Origin of the sequence: Devosia sp., assembly GCF_039927955.1 — a bacterium.
Taxonomy (GTDB): Bacteria; Pseudomonadota; Alphaproteobacteria; order Rhizobiales; family Devosiaceae; genus Devosia.
In genome coordinates this window covers 43,346-62,241 of record NZ_JBDSUA010000006.1, presented here as the reverse complement: position 1 = coordinate 62,241, position 18,896 = coordinate 43,346, and the positions used below count along the sequence as shown (strand labels likewise).

The 18,896-nt window shown below is 59.5% G+C and carries 17 protein-coding genes; 12 read left to right on the top strand and 5 right to left on the bottom strand.

From position 1 onward, the window contains the following. Positions 1-79: 79 nt before the first annotated feature. Positions 80-1,471, bottom strand: a complete 1,392-nt coding sequence (locus ABIT12_RS03515) for a hypothetical protein (protein WP_348046106.1) — start codon at positions 1,469-1,471, stop codon at positions 80-82. A 271-nt stretch (positions 1,472-1,742) separates the two neighbouring features. Here ABIT12_RS03515 and ABIT12_RS03510 point away from each other — a divergent pair, with 271 nt between their 5' ends. The 5 genes from ABIT12_RS03510 to ABIT12_RS03490 all read left to right on the top strand — a co-directional run bounded on the left by ABIT12_RS03510 (position 1,743) and on the right by ABIT12_RS03490 (position 6,867). Next, on the top strand, positions 1,743-2,501 hold the full coding sequence (locus ABIT12_RS03510; RefSeq protein WP_348046104.1) for an SDR family oxidoreductase: 759 nt from the start codon (positions 1,743-1,745) through the stop codon (positions 2,499-2,501). Positions 2,502-2,534: 33 nt separating this feature from the next. Beyond that, on the top strand, positions 2,535-3,371 hold the full coding sequence (locus ABIT12_RS03505) for an SDR family oxidoreductase (protein ID WP_348046102.1): 837 nt from the start codon (positions 2,535-2,537) through the stop codon (positions 3,369-3,371). Continuing rightward, positions 3,361-4,869 carry an oligosaccharide flippase family protein gene (locus ABIT12_RS03500; protein ID WP_348046100.1) on the top strand — a complete coding sequence of 503 codons (1,509 nt, stop codon included), beginning with the start codon at positions 3,361-3,363 and terminating at the stop codon, positions 4,867-4,869. Before ABIT12_RS03505 ends, ABIT12_RS03500 begins: the two co-directional genes overlap by 11 nt. Positions 4,870-5,088: 219 nt before the next feature. Next, complete coding sequence (locus ABIT12_RS03495) at positions 5,089-5,904, top strand: FkbM family methyltransferase (RefSeq protein ID WP_348046098.1); 816 nt, start codon at positions 5,089-5,091, stop codon at positions 5,902-5,904. Positions 5,905-5,952: 48 nt separating this feature from the next. Then, the gene (locus tag ABIT12_RS03490; RefSeq protein ID WP_348046096.1) at positions 5,953-6,867 is read left to right on the top strand and encodes a hypothetical protein; all 915 of its coding nucleotides are present in this window, start codon (positions 5,953-5,955) and stop codon (positions 6,865-6,867) included. Positions 6,868-6,882: 15 nt separating this feature from the next. Here ABIT12_RS03490 and ABIT12_RS03485 read toward each other — a convergent pair whose 3' ends face one another. The 4 genes from ABIT12_RS03485 to ABIT12_RS03470 all read right to left on the bottom strand — a co-directional run bounded on the left by ABIT12_RS03485 (position 6,883) and on the right by ABIT12_RS03470 (position 11,068). Continuing rightward, on the bottom strand, positions 6,883-7,656 hold the full coding sequence (locus ABIT12_RS03485; RefSeq protein ID WP_348046094.1) for a hypothetical protein: 774 nt from the start codon (positions 7,654-7,656) through the stop codon (positions 6,883-6,885). 80 nt (positions 7,657-7,736) lie between these two features. After that, on the bottom strand, positions 7,737-8,744 hold the full coding sequence (locus ABIT12_RS03480) for a GDP-mannose 4,6-dehydratase (RefSeq protein ID WP_348046092.1): 1,008 nt from the start codon (positions 8,742-8,744) through the stop codon (positions 7,737-7,739). Beyond that, the gene (locus ABIT12_RS03475; RefSeq protein ID WP_348063288.1) at positions 8,702-9,796 is read right to left on the bottom strand and encodes a glycosyltransferase family 1 protein; all 1,095 of its coding nucleotides are present in this window, start codon (positions 9,794-9,796) and stop codon (positions 8,702-8,704) included. The genes ABIT12_RS03480 and ABIT12_RS03475 overlap by 43 nt, the downstream gene beginning before the upstream one ends. A gap of 72 nt (positions 9,797-9,868) precedes the next feature. After that, complete coding sequence (locus ABIT12_RS03470) at positions 9,869-11,068, bottom strand: hypothetical protein (RefSeq protein ID WP_348046088.1); 1,200 nt, start codon at positions 11,066-11,068, stop codon at positions 9,869-9,871. Between the two features lie 71 nt (positions 11,069-11,139). Between ABIT12_RS03470 and ABIT12_RS03465 the strand changes: the two genes are divergently transcribed. The 7 genes from ABIT12_RS03465 to ABIT12_RS03435 are packed head-to-tail and all read left to right on the top strand — an operon-like array spanning position 11,140 to position 18,887. Beyond that, positions 11,140-12,339 (top strand): glycosyltransferase family 1 protein, encoded by a 1,200-nt coding sequence (locus ABIT12_RS03465; protein ID WP_348063287.1) that lies wholly within the window; start codon positions 11,140-11,142, stop codon positions 12,337-12,339. After that, positions 12,339-13,577, top strand: a complete 1,239-nt coding sequence (locus tag ABIT12_RS03460; RefSeq protein WP_348046084.1) for a glycosyltransferase family 4 protein — start codon at positions 12,339-12,341, stop codon at positions 13,575-13,577. Before ABIT12_RS03465 ends, ABIT12_RS03460 begins: the two co-directional genes overlap by 1 nt. A 10-nt stretch (positions 13,578-13,587) precedes the next feature. After that, positions 13,588-14,472, top strand: coding sequence for an SDR family oxidoreductase (locus tag ABIT12_RS03455; RefSeq protein WP_348046082.1), 885 nt, complete (start codon positions 13,588-13,590; stop codon positions 14,470-14,472). 16 nt (positions 14,473-14,488) lie between these two features. Next, positions 14,489-15,499, top strand: a complete 1,011-nt coding sequence (locus tag ABIT12_RS03450) for a polysaccharide biosynthesis protein (RefSeq protein ID WP_348046081.1) — start codon at positions 14,489-14,491, stop codon at positions 15,497-15,499. Continuing rightward, on the top strand, positions 15,492-16,649 hold the full coding sequence (gene wecB, locus ABIT12_RS03445; RefSeq protein ID WP_348046079.1) for a non-hydrolyzing UDP-N-acetylglucosamine 2-epimerase: 1,158 nt from the start codon (positions 15,492-15,494) through the stop codon (positions 16,647-16,649). The genes ABIT12_RS03450 and wecB overlap by 8 nt, the downstream gene beginning before the upstream one ends. 4 nt (positions 16,650-16,653) lie before the next feature. Beyond that, positions 16,654-18,060, top strand: a complete 1,407-nt coding sequence (locus ABIT12_RS03440; RefSeq protein ID WP_348046077.1) for a hypothetical protein — start codon at positions 16,654-16,656, stop codon at positions 18,058-18,060. Continuing rightward, positions 18,057-18,887, top strand: coding sequence for an NAD-dependent epimerase/dehydratase family protein (locus tag ABIT12_RS03435; protein ID WP_348046075.1), 831 nt, complete (start codon positions 18,057-18,059; stop codon positions 18,885-18,887). The genes ABIT12_RS03440 and ABIT12_RS03435 overlap by 4 nt, the downstream gene beginning before the upstream one ends. The last annotated feature ends 9 nt before the right edge of the window (positions 18,888-18,896 follow it).

Sequence of the window (18,896 nt, the reverse complement as noted above, 5' to 3'; positions counted from 1 at the left end):
CGCATCCATCAACCTGAGTCTGGTCAAATTTATGACCCGACGGTTAGGGCCGCTCGCGACTTCGTTCTTCGGCATGATCTCAAAGCTTTGCAGTCGTCGCTTTGACAAGTCTTGCAGCCGGTCCCGCCTCCAGATGGCCGCGAAACCCGATCGCGAGGACTACCGCTATGGTGGCCGCTTCGAAGACCCAGATCGGGAAGACGCTGAAGGCCCGCAACTGCATTGGCAGCAGTATGGCAAAGGCTACCGCGCCCATGGTCAGGGGCAATAATTGCCGCCGGTTGGGGCTGCGCCAGACCCATAACAATGCCCAGAGCAGCACCAGCACTATCGGCACGAGCGAGTAGGCGGCAAAGCTGCCTAGCGCGGCGATCGGCGCCAGTCCATTGTCCGAGCCTTCGGCAGAGCTGATACGCCCGATCGCCGATTCCGAGGCGGGGGAGGCAATGTCCACCAGCGTGACATGGAACAGGCTGCCGATAACAGCGAGCAGCAGGCTGATGGTCTGTGAAAACCAGCGGTAATGCAGCCCGAACATGTTTTGCGCGAACGGCCACGTCGGCAGCAGCGCATTGGCAACGACCCCAAACAGGTCGACGACAATGGCGCTGACGACGGTTGTCAGGGCGATTGCTATCGATGACCTGAAATAATGGCGCGCGGACAGGACCAGGAAGACCAGCAACGCCCCGCCAGCGGCAGCGAACGCGCCACGCGAACCGGTGAGGTAAATCCCCAGAACGCCCAGCACTATCCCAAGATAGGCCCACTGCTTTTCCCGATTTTGCTGGATGCACCACGCACAGCACAGTATCAGCAGGGCGCACCAGTTGCCCTGCCAGTTCGGATTGTTGAACAGGCCGGAGGCCCGATAGGCACTGAGAATGGTGTTTTCCGGGTCTGCCACGGCATAAATCGTCGCCGCCCGCACCTTGGTCAGGGCAATTTCCAGCACCGATACCGCCACGCTCAGCGCCGCAATCCAGACGAAATAGCGCAATGCCGTCACATCGCGATCGGTTTGCTGCCTGTGCGAAACGAATGCCAGAAACATCATGAGGCCAACAAAGAACGACGCCATGATCGATGCAAATTCGGCGGTCAGCGCGGTTTCCCGCGAGAAGTAGGACAGCGAAAGAATGACGATCGAAATCACATAGGCAATCGCTGCGGGCGATTGCAGCGCTTGGCGGTTGGCGCTGGTGACGCCGGCGTAAAGCAGCATCAGCACCGGCAGTGCGCCCAGCACGGTATGCCACTTTCGCAGGAACGGCAGCGTATCATAGACCACCATCGGATTGACCGAGCCCGGCTCGCTATAGACCAGCGATGCCAGTGCATGGGGCGTAAAGCTCAGCGACAGCGCCAGCAGGGCGCCGGCAACAATGCCGACCTTGCCTTTGGCGACGAGAAAAATGGCAATGACCAGGGCCAGGATATCGAGCATTCCGAACAATATCGCTTGCAGCATCAGGTCTGGACCTCGTCGGCGCGGAGAATCGTAAAATTGTTATAGCCATTTCGCCACCAGCCGGAAGCGCTGGTTACGCCAAAATCGGGTATGCCGTGTCGAAGTGATCGGATTGAACAGTATCGGCGGCTCTGTCATCGGCCGCTATTGTTGTACGCCGTCCTTTACAGTCTTCGAGCGCCGGCCGGCCTGGGTCGGCGGCACTGCGCTTGGCACGGCGCCTGATGTGCGATAGCGGTTGGCTCGGGCAAGTCGATAACGGAACCCACTCATGCAGCGCAGCGCCGAATCGAACCGCGTTCTGATCACCGGATCGACCAGGGGGATTGGCCTCGCCATTGCCCGCGCCTTCCTTGCCAGGGGTGACCGGGTTTTCATCAACGGCCGGGACGCAGCGCAGGTCAGTGCCGTGATCGCCGACCTCGGGGAAAATGCCGCGGGCCTCGCTGCCGATGTGACCATGATCGAGGGGGCCAACCAATTGACCTCCGCCTGCGTGGCAGCGTTTGGCGGCATCGATATCCTCGTCTGCAATGTGGGCAGCGGCTCATCGGTGCCACCTGGCAAGGAGACCGCCGAGGCCTGGCAAAAGGCGCTGACGCTGAACCTGTTTTCGACCACCAATATGGTCGAGGCCGCAACCAGCGCGCTGGTCGACAGCCGCGGCGCCATTGTTTGCATTTCCTCGATCTGCGGCGTCGAAGTTATCCCCGGCGCGCCGGTGACCTATTCGGCGGCCAAGGCGGCGCTGAACGCCTTTGTGCGCGGCATTGCTCGTCCGCTGGGCAAGTCCGGGGTGCGCATCAACGCCATAGCGCCCGGCAATATCCTGTTTGACGGATCGGTCTGGGGCCGAAAACTGCGTGAAGACGCGGTGGCCGTGCAGGCCATGCTCGACGAAAATGTCGCCTTGGGCAGGCTTGGGGAACCAGATGACGTGGCGCAATTGGCCGTGTATCTAGCGTCCGAGCAGGCTCGCTTCTCCACCGGCAGTGTCTGGACGCTTGATGGCGGGCAGGTGCGGAGTTGAGCGATCGCCCGATTAAACTGAACGGGGCTATAGATGTCTGAGCTGACTATTTTTCGCCTCGATGGGCGGGTTGCCCTGGTCACCGGCGCCGGCGGGCTGCTGGGTTTCGAGCATTCGGCTGCGTTGATCGAGAGCGGCGCGCATGTGGTTTTGACCGATCTGAACGAGCAGGTGCTGCAAAAAAATATCGACCGTCTGCGCGCGCAGTTCGGAGCCGATTGCTGCACGCCGCACGCGATGAACGTCACCTCGGAACAGTCGATCCTCGATGCTGCGACAGCGCTGTCGGCCGCCGGCCGCCGGATCGACATCCTGGTCAACAACGCGGCGATCGATCCCAAGGTGACCGCCGAGCCCGGCGTAAAGGAATCCTCGCGGCTGGAAAATTTTGATCTGGCCAGTTGGAATCTGCAGGTATCGGTCGGCCTGACCGGCGCATTTTTATGCGCCAAGGTGTTCGGGACGCGAATGGCTCAGGACGGCAAGGGCGGGGTTATCCTCAATATTGCCTCCGACCTGTCGGTGATTGCGCCGGACCAGCGGCTCTACCGCCAGGACGGTCGCGCCGACAACGATCAGCCGGTCAAGCCGGTGACCTATTCGGTGATCAAGGCAGGCCTCGTTGGCCTCACCAATTATCTCTCGACCTATTGGGCCGACCAGGGTGTCCGCGCCAATGCACTCTCGCCCGGCGGGGTCTATGTCGGGCAGAACGACGCCTTTGTCGGCCGCCTGACCAACCTGATCCCGATGGGGCGCATGGCCCAACCCAATGAGTATCGCGGTATCGTCCAGTTCCTCTGCTCGGATGCCTCCGCCTATATGAACGGCCAGAACATCGTCATGGATGGCGGTCGCAGTGCCTGGTAGCGATGCTGATCTGCCCATGGGTGGGCAGGGGCCGGATGCCTCCTATTCCAGACAGACGGTGTTCTCCACGATCACTCAGGCGCTGATCTACGTCTCCGGTATCTTGCTGACGCCGCTGCTGTTCAAGATTTCTGGTCCCGGCGTTTACGGCGAATACGCGCTGCTCCTCTCACTGGCCGGGTTCCTGTTCGGCACCTCGACCATGGGTGTCGGCTTCGCCGCGCGGCGATACCTGCCGTCCGCCACTACCAATGCCCAACGCATCGCGCTGTTCTATCCGCAGTTCTGGGGGAATCTGCTGATCGTGGTCGGGGTGGGCGCGCTCATTCTTGGCGTCGGCGGATTGCTGTCGCGGTTCGAACTTGCCCACTCCTATCAGTACCTGTTCCTGTCCTCATACCTGCTGGCGCAGGTGCTTTACTCGCAGGGGGCGGATTACCTGCGGTCAACGCATCGCGTTTATGCGTTTAACTGCGTCACCGTTGCGCAGCCCTACCTCTATATCGCGGCAGTACTCTGTCAGTTTGCCATTCTGGGGCGGATCGACCTGACCGTGCTGCTGTGGACGCAGGTGGCCTCGCTGCTCCTCATCAGCATTTATGGGCTGGTCCGGGTGACCACGGAAATGCCGGTGAGTTTCGTGCTGCCCACGTTCAGGCAGGCCAGAAGCGATCTGGTATTGGGCGGTCCTTTAGTGCTGTCCTACATTATGGACGTGCTGCTGGCGTTCAGTGATCGTTATGTCATTGGCCTGCTGATCGGCTTTGAGGGTGTCGGGTTTTACGCAGTCGCCTATACCCTTGGCTCGGTTCCGCTGTTTCTGGCCAAGGCCCTGACGGTGGCATTGCCGGTGCGATTGGCCCGCCTGATCGATGGTGGAAATCCGGAAGCTGCACAACGCATCGTCGCCGATACGCTGCGCCTCTATCTGTTTATTGCCATTCCCTACGTGGTCGGCACCATTGTGCTGGGTCCGCGCATCATGGCTCTATACGCCTCGGACGCGGCTGCGGCCGAGGCCATCATCACCCTCCCGGTGATTGCGCTGGCCACCGTGCTCTACGGCATCTTCCTGGTATTCACGGCGATCTGTATCGTCGAACTGCGTTCGGCCGATATCTTCCGGGCCAATGCAGCGGCAGCCGTCATCAACCTGATTCTGAACCTGGTCGTGATGTATTTCGTTCGCGATATCGCGGTTGCTGCCTTCACGACCTTGGCCGCCTATGCGCTTATTTTGCAGCGACTGATGTCGAACACGTCGTCGCGCTGGTTTGCCGGCCTGTCGATCTCCATCATTGCGCGCACCGTTGCTGCCGCGCTCGTCATGGGCATCGTGATGGGATTGGTGACCAGATTTGCGCCGGTTCATCCCAATGATATTGTGACGACGCTGGCACTGGTCGCAATTGGCGTGCTGGTATATCTGCTTGCGGCAATCGCCTCGGGCGTTGTAACGCGAGACGACATGGGTCGCCTTGTCAGGGGTTTCCGGTAAAACGACGCACTGGGACGCTCTCCCTGAACAAGTCCGGCTCATGGTTTCGCTCAACCCGGAACTACACCTGGAACTGATGATCAGTTCGCTGAAATGACCACCGAGAAGGTACAATAATTGTCCATCACATCGCTAAAAAACCGGGCAGTTGAACGCCTGAAGCGGGCGTACCGTATTTCTCGGGGTCGTTCGCAATATCACCGCATCGGCGCATTCGACGTGGAACTGACACCGGACCACAAGCTCCCCGAATATCAGCAGAGCCACCGGCTCTACGACAAGTTCCTGCCGGTGCTGGTGCAGCATATGGGCAAGGGCATTGTCGTCGATGTCGGGGCCAATTGCGGGGACAGCCTGGCCTCGATGCTGAGCCTGAATAGCCAGCTCCACTACGTCTGCGTCGAGGCCGATGCCGCGTTTTTCCAGTACCTGACCCGCAACGTCGAAAAAATGCGCCAGGCGCGTCCGGACGCCTCGGTAAGTCTGGTCAATGCCATGGCCGGACCAGCCGGAAAATCCGGCGTCATGGAGGGCATCGGTGGCACCAAGACCGCCGTCGCGGCCGCTGACAGCGCCCACTCGATGACCACGACCCCGCTCGATGATCTGGCCGAACTCGCCACCGAACAGCGCGTGGTGTTGATCAAGGTGGATACCGACGGGCACGATTTTGAGGTCATTCAATCGGCTGGCAATATCCTCGCCAAGCATTCGCCGATGATCCATTTCGAATGCTATCTGCCGGACGCCCAGACTCACCAGAACTATGTTGCCGCCATCAAGGAGCTGTTCGATGACGGCTACAAGACCTGGTACGTGTTCGACAATTTCGGCTATCTGCTGATTGCCACCAGCGATCTGGCTGTGGTCAACGCGCTGATCGACTACAGCTACCTGCAGAACGCTGCGCCCGATGGCGGGGCCATCCAGTATCTGGATTTTCTCTGCTGCCGTTGGGCCCAGGATCAGGCTATCGCAGATGCTGCGGTTGCCGATTACATGGCGACAATTCGGCGCGGCAATTTCGCTCATTGATGGCGTCGGCGCGATGCCTTGCCTGCCGCAACCAAAGGAAATCCTAGCATGCGTCTGTTTGGCTCCCTGATCAGGAAGTTCAAGGCCCTGTTGCTGCTGTCCACCCGGGCCGATGAACGGTTTGACCGGATTGCAACCACGCAGGGTCTGGTACTGGCCACGCTCAATGCCGGCAAGACCAGTCGGGACCTGAAGGACTTCGAGTTTTCGGTCTTCTCCCAGTGGGGCGAGGACGGCATCATTCAGCGCCTGATTGACCTTGTGCCGATTAAAAACAAAACCTTCGTCGAATTTGGCGTCGAGACGTTTTCCGAGGCGAACTGCCGCTTCCTGATGGTCAAGGACAACTGGCGCGGCTTTATCATCGACGGCAGCAGCGATAATATCGCGGCGCTCAAGGCCTCGTACTATTTCTGGAAGTATGACCTGAAGGCGATTTCCGCCTTCGTCGACAAGGACAATATCAACGGTCTGATTGCCCAAAGCAATTTTGACCGGGACGTTGGCATCCTCTCCGTCGATATCGATGGCAATGACTACTTTGTCCTCGATGCCATTTCGGGCATCTCGCCACGGATCATCATTGTCGAATATAACGGCACCTTCGGTCCGGACCGCAAGATCGTCGTGCCCTACGACAAGAGCTTCTGGCGAAACTCGGCCCATTACAGCAACCTCTATTGGGGTGCCTCGCTGGGGGCGCTGGCCGACGTGGCAAGGTCCAAAGGGTATTCCCTGGTCGGCGTCAATTCGTCCGGGGTCAATGCGTTCTTTGTCCGCGATGACCTGATCACCCCGGCGCTCGAAGTGCTCTCGGTGAAAGACGCCTTTGTGCTCCCCCACTTCAGGGACAGCCGCAATGCCGAAGGCGGCCTGACCTATCTCGACATGAGCGAGCGGATGGCGGTCATCAAGGGCATGCCGGTTCTCAATATCGAAACCGGTGTCGTCGAGCCGTTGTAGGGGCGCGGTGTCCGCTTAGCCGACGAAGTGCGGGGCGATATCGCCCCCATTGGCGTCGTTGGGCATATCCAGAACACCGGGGAACTGCGCGACAGTTTCGGCCTCGACCTCAAAGCGGGTAAAGCTCAGTTCGAGCACGGTCGGCACACCATGCCGGCTGATCGTGCCGTAATTGTTGACGTGCAGGTGGCACAGGTTGAGTGGAAAGGCCGAGATGAAGGCCTCGATCTTGGGCATATGCAGATCGACATCATGCAGCTCGAGCGCCATGCCGCTGAACCGCGCAGCATGGGCAACGATATCCTCGAACACCCGATATTCCGAGCCTTCGATATCCACCTTGAGGAAGATGTCGGCGTCTGACGTCTGGCGCGCCATGGCCATCACGGTGTCAAACGACGCGCTGTTGGCGCTGTCGCGGTCCGACACATATTTCATGACGTGGGAATGCTTGCCGAAGAACTGCTTGTAGCTGCGGTAAAGCCGCAGATTGCGGGCGAATATGCCGGGCTTGTCGATCCGCGCCGCCGATTTGATCATGGTGTTGCGAAACTTGAGCAGGCCCACGGTAGGATCGAATGCCAGCACCGGTGCGCCGGTGGCCCGCGCGAAATCTTCCTCGAAACTCCAGTCATCATTGATGCCAAGACCGACCAGCAGTTTGGACGCATCCACGCTGCGCTGGTCGACGACATAGCCGCCGTCATTGTCCCGGCCAAGACGAACCAGGGTGTTGATCCGGTGCGGGTGCAGAAATTCGGGGAGGGAGGCTTTTTGCAGTTCGGGCATATGGATCTCTGTCAACAACGGTCAGTGCTGTCGCCCGCTGGGGTTCAGCGCAGCAAGGGTTGGCTCGAAAGGCACTGGCGCTAGCTATCGGCGCCGTACATGGCGGAAATAACCTCTCGCATTTTTTTGGTCGCCGTCCAATTGAGCTTTTCCCGGGCCTTTGCCGGATTGGCAAAGCCGGCGCGGATGTCACTCGGTCGCACCAGCGCTTCGGACAGCTCGACATGATCGTGCCAGTTTAGACCCGCCTGCTGGAAGGCGATGTCGACGAAGTCTTCCAGGCTATTGGTCTCGCCAGTCGCCACGACGAAATTTTCCGGCTCCGGCTGCTGCAGGATCAGCCACATGGCCTCGACATATTCGGGAGCCCAGCCCCAATCCCGCGAAATGTCGAGATTGCCCAGCCGGAGCGGCTCCTTGTCACCCCCGGCGATGCGCTTGACCGCATGGATGATCTTTTGCGTCACAAACCTGGTCGGTCGCAGCGCCGACTCGTGATTGAACAGGATGCCGGAGCAGGCAAACATGCCATAGGATTCGCGGTAATTATCGACGAGCCAGATTGCTGCCGCCTTGGCGACCGCATAGGGACTTCTTGGCTGAAACGGTGTGGTCTCGTTGGCGGCGGCGCCCTCGGTATTCCCAAAGCACTCGCTTGAGCCTGCGTGAAAGATGCGAACAGGTCGGTCCAGCAGGCGACAGGCCTCCAGGATATTCAACGCGCCCAGTGAGATGCTCTGGATGGTTTCCGCCGGCTGCTCATAGGACAAGCCGACAGAGGTCTGGCCCGCCAGGAAATAAACCTCATCGGGTTGCGCGCGACGCAGTGCCATGAACACGCTGCGAAACTCTTCGGGGTCCATCGAGAGCGTGCGAACCTGGCCTTCGACGCCCAGCCGGATCAGATTGCCGAAGGAAGCCCCGCCGGCGTCACGCGAGGTGCCCCAGACCTCGTAGGATTTGGCCAGCAGAAATTTGGCCAGCAAAGCGCCATCCTGGCCACCGACGCCGCAGATCAATGCGGTCCTGATTTTGTTGGACGAGATTATAGCAGCCTCCCATACACTGACAGCGTTTCGTCGGCGCATCTCTGCCAGCTGAATTCGGCGATCCGGTTTCTGCCCAAATTGATCAGCTCCCCGCTGCGACCATCGGAATAGACCACGCTCTCGATGGCACGAGAAATATCTTCCGGCTGGTTTGGGTCGAAATACTCTGCCGCTGTCCCGGCAACTTCGGGAATGGAACTCACCCGCCCGGTGATGACCGGACAGTTCTGGGTCATCGCCTCAAGCGGTGGCAGGCCGAAACCCTCGTAGAGCGAGGGGTAGATAAAGGCCTTCGCGCCGCGGTAAACCTGCCGCAACCGTTGATCATCGCCACGCAGGTGCCGCACATTGGCATGGTCGACGCCGAGATCCGACACCATGTCGTATTCCGACGCATCAAAGTCGTGGCTCCCGAAAGCGACGATATCAAAGTCCTTCCTGAGACGTGGCGACAGCGCATAGGCTTTTAATAGCCCTGAAAAATTCTTGTAACCAGCCCGGCTCCCGACAAACAGCAGGTATGGCCGTTCGCCATGAGACGCTGTGAGGCTTTCCAGCGGCCAATCCTCGGCGCCGAGGTAAACAACGGTCGCCTTCTCGGCCGGCAGTCCGGTCAGGCGGATCAGGTCGTCCTTGGTGCTTTGCGAAATGCAAAGCACATGGTCGGCCTGCCACACAGCTTGGCGCTTGAGCTCCGCCGTTCTGTCGCCGGCACCGAAGGCCGTGGGATACAGTTCATGGATCATGTCATAGACGGTCGTTACCGTGGGCACGCCGTTCGGCGCGCGGCGTCCTTCCTCGAAATAGGTCCGGTGCAGGACGTCGGGCTTCCATGCCGCAATGCTGATCTGGTTGACGATACCATTGATCGTCCGCACCACGCGGCCGCTGCCCTTGGGCAACCCATCAAGCGTTACGCCAAAGACCTCGCCCCGGCTCAGATCGCGCAAATAGCTGTTCTGGTTGATCGGGGCAAAAACCTTGGCCCGATGTCCCCTGAGGCCGATATGCTCGATCGTGCGCGCATAATATCGCGATATGCCACCATATTTTTGCATGACGAATGCTTGGGGATCATAAGCGATTTTCAAGAAAACGATCTCCGGATGAACAATTGGGCATTGTATCGACGGCGCTGGTCGGCGCGTTCAATACGAGCAGGATTAGCCTTGGGCGTCCCGGTTGCTTCTGACTTCGATGCCGTCGTAAGCGATGAGTTCGTTCCCGCCGGGATACCCGAAATAGTCAAAGCTGATGACTTTTTTGTCACCAATCAACGCAGCCCACCACAGCGCCGAGGATACGTCCCCAGCGACCACCCGGCTCGCTTCTATCAGCGCTTCAGCAGAGAGTGTAGGCGCAACCGCCGAGAGTTGCGCAAACGCCGCCTTCAGGTTCTGGATCGTGCGCATCCAGATCGGGTCATTGGCGGCGGCGGGATGAAGCTTGATGACCATGGGCCATGCCGGGTGTTCGCCTTCAAGCTCTGAAAGTGCAAGCGACCATGCCTGGCTCAGGTACCCGACGACCTCATCGTCCGTTCTGGTTTTCTGCAGTTCCGTGGTGAAGCCCACAGATGGCAGGATGACGATCTGATCGTGAACGATAGTGGAGCGCCCCAGCAGTTGCGCCAAATCGCGACGGTGCGCCTTGGCGGGGTGATCGATTGCGCGCACTCTGCGCAAGCCCACCTTGCGGTAGATATCGGCCTCGTATTCCACGTAGGCGAACACTTGGTCCGTCGCGGTGTTCCACTGCTCGCAATAGCCGCTGGTGATGACACCCGTATAGACATTATACCATGGCCGAAATTGCTTTCCGGTCAGCAGCATTGGAAAAACAGTATAGTTCAAAAATGAAAGGACCATGCCCCTCAGTTTGACCAATGCAGTTGCGATCGGCCATGGCAGATGCATTTTTTCATGAATTATTTTTGCGTCCATCGCGATGCGATACTGGAAGTCGAGCCTGAAATCTCCGGTCAGGCGGCCATTCTGGAAAAATACTCTGGTGATGCCTTCGCCGCGCGATCGAAAAAGGCGAAGCAGGTAGAAATCTTCGATGTAGTTCATGTTGTGGAGATACAGCAGGTCAGGCGGGTATTTTGCCGTCGCAGCTTCTAGCGCGCGCTTGACCAGCAGATGCCGGGACAGCAGCCTTTGTCCGACGATCTGGACATGCTCGAGAACGAATTCCAGTTCGCGGATCGTCTGAAAATCCGGGCTCTGGTCGTAGCGGCCGTCGTCGGTGACAATAACCACGTCATGTGTGCGCCCCAGCTCCAGCAGGTGAAACACCCCGGTGGTCCAGAACAGGTGGGCAGGACCTGGCATGAAGTAGGCGATTGGTCGTGGCGTGGTCATTTGGTACTCGCTGTGAAATCAGCGAATAACATGACCGGCTAGACAGCGGCCAGCCTTCTGTGGCAACGATCTTGCGCATCGATCCCGTCATGTTTTTTGGTCTGCTCATGATTGTTGGTATCGACGCTTCAAATATCCGGGCAGGCGGTGGTGTCACTCACCTCAAGGAAGTGCTGGGGGCAGCGCAACCGGCGCGCTTCGGGTTTGAAAAGGTCGTGGTCTGGTCGTCGGCGGCGACGCTGGCAAAACTCCCTGACCGGGAATGGCTGGAAAAGCGCTCGGAACCATCGCTTGAGGGTGGCTTGCGACGGACCATGGCCTGGCAGATGTTTGATCTGGCCTCGCGAGCCACGCAGGCAGGTTGCGACCTGCTCTTTGTTCCCGGCGGCTCGTTCACCACGGCGCGGCGGCCCATCGTCACCATGAGCCAGAACCTGCTGCCATTCGATTGGCGCGAATTGCTGCGCTATGGCGTTTCGGCTATGACCTTGAAACTGATCGCCCTGCGCATCAGTCAGTCGCGATCGTTTCGAAAGGCCTCCGGAACGATCTTTTTGACCGAGGCGGCAAAACAAACGGTGCTGGCAGTGACCGGGCCACTGTCCGGCGCCACGGTGACGATCCCGCATGGTATCGATCAACGCTTTGCCGAGGCCCCGCGATCGCCCCGCTCGCTAGCCGATTGCAGCGCCGCCGATCCGTTCCGCGTGATTTATGTGTCGGCTGTCGAGCACTACAAGCATCAGTGGCATGTCGCCGAAGCCGTGGCCGCCTTGCGGGCCGAAGGTCTGCCCATCAGTCTCGATCTGATCGGACCGGCCAATCCGGCGGTGCTGCCCAAGCTGCAAAAGGTGCTGGCCCGGGTCGATCCCGCCGGCGAGGCCATCCGCTATACTGGCATGGTGCCCTATGACGAGCTGCACACCAGATATCGCAGCGCGGACCTGTGCGTGTTTGCCTCCAGCTGCGAGACCATCGCCAATATCCTGATCGAAGGCATGGCTGGCGGCGTTCCCACAGTCTGCTCCGATATCGGCCCGATGCGTGAAGTGCTGGGCGATGGCGGGATTTATTGTGATCCCGAAAGCCCGACCAGCATCGCGGAAGCTATTCGGGCCATGGTGGTCTCGCCTGAACTGCGCCTCGAAAAAGCCCGCATCGCCTTCGAGCGGTCAAAACACTACTCGTGGACGCGCTGCGCCGACGAGACCTTTGCCTTTCTGGCCAGCGTGCTGTCCGGCACGGCAAATGAAACGAGTGGCAAGCCCTGATGCGTATTCTAGTCGTTAGTCAGTATTTTTGGCCGGAAAGCTTCCGCATCAACGATGTGGTCACTCAGCTGCATCAGGCCGGATGCGACGTGGTGGTGCTGACCGGCCAGCCCAATTATCCCGGTGGGCAGATTTTCGACGGCTACAAGGCCAGCGGGCTTGGCCTTGATCCGGCCATCACCGATGCCAAGGTCTACCGTGTCCCGATGCTGCCCCGCTATCAGGGCAAGGGTCGGCAACTGGCGCTCAATTACCTGTCCTTCCTGGGCTCGGCGACGCTGTTCGCGCCCTGGCTGTTGCGCGGGCAATCGTTTGACGTGATTTTCGTCTATGGCGTCTCGCCGATCCTGCAGGCCATACCCGCCATCGTTTTAAAATGGATCAAGCGTGCCCCGCTGGTCGTCTGGGTGCAGGACCTGTGGCCGCAGAGTCTGGAAGTCACCGGTTTTGTCAAAAACCGTGCGATCCTTGGCGCAGTCGGCGCCGTGACCCGCTGGATCTATCGCCGGTCCGACCTTGTTCTGGGCCAGTCGCGGGCCTTCGTGCGCACCATCACGGCGATGTCTGGCAAGACTCCAGTCCGCTATCACCCCAGTCCGGGCGATATTGCATCGACTGTCGTGCCGGCCGCAGACCCGCTCGGGCTCAAGCTCGATCCGGGCTTCAACGTGGTTTTCGCCGGCAATCTGGGGACGGCGCAGGCGCTGCCCACCATTCTGGACGCCGCCACCGCGTTGCGCGATGACGCCAATATCCGCTTCGTGCTGGTGGGCGATGGCAGCCGGCGCGACTGGGTGGCTGACGAAGTCAAGCGTCGTGGTCTGGCCAATGTGCAATTGCCGGGTCGGTTTCCACCCGAGGCCATCCCCGCCATTCTGCAACAGGCGTCCGCCTTTCTCGTCAGCCTCAGCCGCTCCGATATCCTATCCCAGACCGTGCCGGCCAAAATCTCGACCTATCTGGCTGCCGCAAAGCCCATCATCGCCTCGCTCGATGGTGAGGGTGGCCAGGTCGTGACCGATGCCAATGCGGGCATCGCCTGCCCGGCCGAAGATGCCGTCGCTCTGGCCGCCGCAGTGCGCAAAGTGGCCGGGATGCCGGAACATCAGCTGGCGGCATTGGGACGATCCGGCCGGGTCTATTTCGACGCCAATCTTTCCCCCGGCGTGCTGAACGAGCGCTTGATGGCGCTGTTCCAACATGCCATTGACTCGCGCGGTTCCGCAAAAAAGAATTGAGTTCGAAGACGTGGCCGATACCGAAGCGATGAAAATACTGGTGCTTGGCGCCTCCGGCATGATGGGTAACACCATCCTGCAGGTGTTCAATGCCGAGCCCGGTCTCAGGACTCTTGGAACGGTCCGCTCCGATGCCGCGCGAGATCGGTTGCCGGCTGCGCTTCGCGATAAAGTCATCGTTGGCGTCGATGCCCAGGATCTGCAGGGGATCGACGCGCTGTTGCGCGATCACCAGCCCCAGGCCGTCATCAATTGCATTGGCGTGGTCAAACAGCTTCCCGAAGCTTCCGATCCGCTGGTGACGATCCCGCTCAATGCCGTGTTCCCACACCAGTTGGCACGGTTGTGCGAAAAGCACGGCGCCCGGCTGGTTCACCTCAGCACCGACTGCGTGTTTGATGGCAAGGGCAGCATGTACACCGAGACGGACTTTGCCTCCGCCGACGACCTTTATGGGCGGGCCAAATTCCTCGGCGAAGTCGATTATCCCCATGCCATTACCCTGCGCACCTCCACCATTGGCCACGAACTCGGTCATCGCCACGGTCTGCTCGAGTGGTTCCTGTCGCAGGAGCAGGAAGTCGGCGGCTTCACCAGGGCGATGTATTCGGGGCTTTCCACCATCGAATTTGCCCGCGTCATCCTCGACATGGTCTTGCCGCGCCCGGACCTGCATGGCCTGTTGCAGGTTTCCGGCGACGCCATTTCCAAGTATGACTTGCTGGTGCTGATCCGGCAGATTTACGGCCGGTCAACGCCGATCCGGCGCAATGACGCGTTCAGCATCGATCGCACGCTGGATTCCACGCGCTTCCGCACCGCAACCGGCTACCGTCCGCCGTCATGGCACGATCAAATCCTGGAAATGTATCGGGCCCATCAAGGCTCGAACTGACGCCAAAGGGATAACAATGTTCAACGACAAAGTCCTGCTGATCACTGGGGGTACCGGCTCATTCGGCAACGCCGTGTTGAACCGGGTGCTCAGCTCCAATTTTGGCGAAATCCGTATCTTCAGCCGGGACGAGAAGAAGCAGGAGGACATGCGGATCGCCACCAAGGACGATCGTGTGAAATTCTATATTGGCGATGTTCGCGATTACGGATCAGTCGATGATGCCATGCAGGGCGTCGATTATGTGTTTCACGCAGCGGCCCTCAAGCAGGTGCCCTCGTGCGAATTCTATCCGATGGAAGCTATCCGTACCAATGTGCTCGGCGCCGAAAACGTCATGCGCGCCGCCATCGAACGCAAGGTACAGCGCTGCGTGGTGCTGAGCACCGACAAGGCGGTCTATCCGATCAATGCCATGGGCATGTCCAAGGCGATGATGGAAAAAGTGATGATCGCCAAGTCTCGCCTCAGCAACAATGGCGAAACGGTGCTGTGCGCCACCCGCTATGGCAATGTCATGGCCTCACGCGGCTCCGTGATCCCGTTGTTCATCGACAAGATCAAGGCTGGGCTGCCCCTGACGGTCACCGATCCCAATATGACCCGGTTTCTGATGTCGCTCGAGGACTCCGTCGACCTGGTGTTTCACGCCTTTGAGAACGCCCAGCCCGGTGATATCTTCGTGCAGAAGGCGCCGGCATCAACAGTTGGCGTACTCGCGGAAGCCTTGCGCACGCTGTTGGGAAAGTCCACCGACATCAAGGTCATTGGGACGCGCCACGGCGAAAAGCTCTACGAATCGCTGGTCTCCCGCGAGGAGATGGCGCGCGTTCAGGATCTGGGCGGCTATTACCGGGTTCCCGCCGATAACCGCGACCTGAACTACGACAAATACTTCGTCGAAGGGGCCGAACAGGTCTCGCAAATGGAAGACTACACCTCGCACAATACGCGTCGCCTCAACCACGACCAGGTATGCGAACTGTTGTCAAAACTCGATATCGTCCAGGAGGCGTTGCGTGCTTAAAGTCATGACCATCGTTGGCACGCGGCCGGAAATCATCCGGCTGTCGCGGGTCATTGAGAAATTTGATCGCCATTTCGATCATATCCTCGTTCATACCGGCCAGAATTACGACTATGAGCTGAACCAGGTCTTCTTCAAGGATCTGGGCATTCGCGCGCCCGACTATTTCCTTGAGGTCGCCGGCGCCACCGCTGGTGAAACCATCGGCAAGGTGATCATCGCTGCCGACGCCTTGTTCGAAAAGCTCAAGCCGGACGCTTTGCTGATCCTGGGGGATACCAATAGCGCGCTGTCGACGATCCCGGCAAAGCGCCGCAAGATCCCGATTTTCCACATGGAAGCGGGCAATCGCAGCTTCGATCTGCGCGTCCCCGAGGAAATCAATCGGCGTATTGTCGATCAGATGGCCGACATCAACATGCCCTATGGCGATATCGCGCGTGGCTATCTGCTGGCCGAGGGTTTCCCACCGGATCGCCTGATCAATACCGGCAGCCCGATGCGCGAAATCATCGAGCACTACCGTGAAGGCATCGACGGCTCGCAAGTGCTTGAGACCCTTGGGTTGAACCCGCGTGAATATCTGCTGGTCAGCGCCCATCGCGAAGACAATGTGGATTCCCCGGAAAACCTGCGGCGCCTGCTGGACGTACTCAACAGCCTCGCCGAAAAATACGACCAGCCGGTCATCGTCTCGACCCATCCGCGCACCCGCAATCGGATGGACGCGCTTCAGTCCAAGCCGCACCCCAAGGTCAATTTCCACAAGCCGTTCGGGTTTTTCGACTATGTACAACTGCAGATTTCGGCGCGCGCCGTTCTCTCCGATAGCGGCACGATCACCGAAGAATCCTCGATCCTGAATTTCCCGGCCCTCAACCTGCGCGACATGCATGAGCGGCCCGAAGGGTTCGAGGAGGGCGCCGTCATGATGGTGGGGCTGAACCTCAACCGCATCGTGGAGGGTCTCGATATTCTGGAAACCCAGCCGCGTGGCCAGGAGCGCCTGCTCAACATGGTGGCCGACTACGCCGTGACCAACGTCTCCGACAAGGTCGTGCGCATTGTACAGAGCTATACCGACTACGTGAACCGCAAGGTGTGGTCCAAGCCCATGTCGGACCGGCGCGCCGACGGTACGCCCGGTTAGCCATATGGCCGACTTTGATCTGGCAATTGTCGGAGGTGGTGCGACGGCGCACGCATTTCTGCTTGGATTGCCGGAACAGTCGAGGCGCAAGGTGGTGATGATCTCGCCAATGTCCGATCGCACGGACCGACCTGTGGCCCGATCGTCGACGATGGCGTCTCCGAAGATGAACAATCCGCTGCTGCAGCAGTCAGCGGCGGATTGGAACGCCCATTTTCCAGCCGAACTGTCCGTGACCGGTGACTTTGCGTATATGGGCTTCGGCAATGGCGGGGGCACCCGCTTCTGGGGCAATTCGGTCGGCATTTTTGATGATGATGACTTGCGCCATGTGCGTCTTGATCCAGATCGCATGCATCATGCCTATGCCGAGCTCGGGCGGCGCCTGCAGATCTGGGGTAATGTGGAAGATGCCCATGCCGGCATCTATAAAGATTTGCAACCTTCCAGAGCACCGTTCCGCAGCGGCCGAATTGCTCCGATAGACGGTGTGTATCGCGGCGGAAACTTACGCGTCGGCACCGCGCGCAACGCTGTGAAGTATCATGGCGAAAACGCCTGTACAGGATGCTCGCAGTGCATCAACGGCTGCCCGATTGGGGCGCTTTGGCAGTCGGCTGCCCCGAAAGTGGCGATTGGCAGAACCGATACTACCCTTTGCGATGATTGGGTCAGCAGCATCCTTCCGTTATCAGAAGGCTATCGCCTCCATCTACGGTCGGCTGAAGCGATTTCGGCAAACCAGATAGTGCTTGCTGTTGATCCATTGGCCTGCTTTGCGCTGCTGGCGCCTCTGGCAGGAGATGTGCCGACTGCTGCCTTGGCCTACAACCCCGCCGTTGCGTGGCTGGCTCTTTCCCCCAGACGTCAAGAAAGGGACGAAATATTTGGCTTGGCCCACTCGCAGGCAATCTACGCCGATGCGGGCAGCACTTTCGCATTCGGGCACATCTTCGATGGCTACCCGATGACCCTGTCCTCCACTCACGTTCTGAGCGAGAACAAGCTCATTGAGGCGGCGTTCAAGCTGGCATTGCCAAATGCCCTACTCGGCAACATGTTTTTCCGTTCACCGGCAAGCCTGCCGCAATTGAGCTTCTCAAAAGCCAGCATCCGGATTGAGGCGCCAACCGCGACGCGGCCTCAGGAGAGCGATGAGGTTTTGTGCGGTATTCGCGAAATGTTGCTGCGCCACGGCATTGTCATGGTCGCGTCGAAATTTTCGCAACCGGGATCGGATCTGCATTTCGCCGGCGGCACCCCGCATCAACTCCAGACCGCGACGGCGCACCACACCAGCCTGCGAGGAATATTTGTGGCAGGCGGCGCCGCCATGGAATCTCTGCCGCCGCAAAGTCCGACATTTACTTTCATGGCTGCGGCCTTCGATCTGGCGCGGCACTGGCAATGAGCACCGAGCCCAAACGGATGGTCATTACTGGCGCGACCGGCTTTATTGGGAGCCACCTCTGCGGCCATTTTTCCAGGCTGGGCTGGGATGTGATCGGAACCTTCCATACCGCGCTCCCGATCGCAACGACCAGCCAATGGCTACACTGGGACCTTAAGGATGCACCGCCGCCCGCGCTCGCCGAGGCCGACGTCGTTTTGCACCTGGCTTGTGCCTGTATTGCTGAACCCGCACCGCGTTCCGAGGAGGCGCAGTCGCCCGACGTTCGCGCTACACTGGCGCTTCATGCACAATGGCATGCGGTGCATAGCAAGCCAGCGCCACAGCAGAAGTTCGTGCTTTTTTCCAGCCGGGCATCGCATCCCCATGCCGCAAATCAATACGGCCGCGTCAAGCATCACTGCGAAGGCATCTGCGACCAGCCTGACGACATCATCATCCGCCCGGGCGTCGTTGTGGGGGAGGGCAGTCGCGGCGTTTATAGCACCCTGCGGCAAATTCTGCGGCGCCTGCCCGTAGTCCCGGTACCCGCCTCCCGGAGCCGTTTTCATCCAACGACGCTCGCCGATCTCGAAGCCGCGCTTCACGACGCCATTGCCGCGCCCGCGGGGCAATCTGCACAGATGCTCGCGCCGGCGGCGGCAGAAGACATGACGCTCAGGCAATTCCTTGAATTTATCTGTGAGCGAGAAAGCCTCAAACGCCCGGCTTTATTCGAAATTGATGCGCGATTGCCGGCGACGCTCCTTGCCGGTCTCGCCAGAATCTTTCCCCGATTGCGCTACCTGGAAGAACGGTTCTGCGGGCTTCTGCCGCCAACGCGATAGTATTTGCAG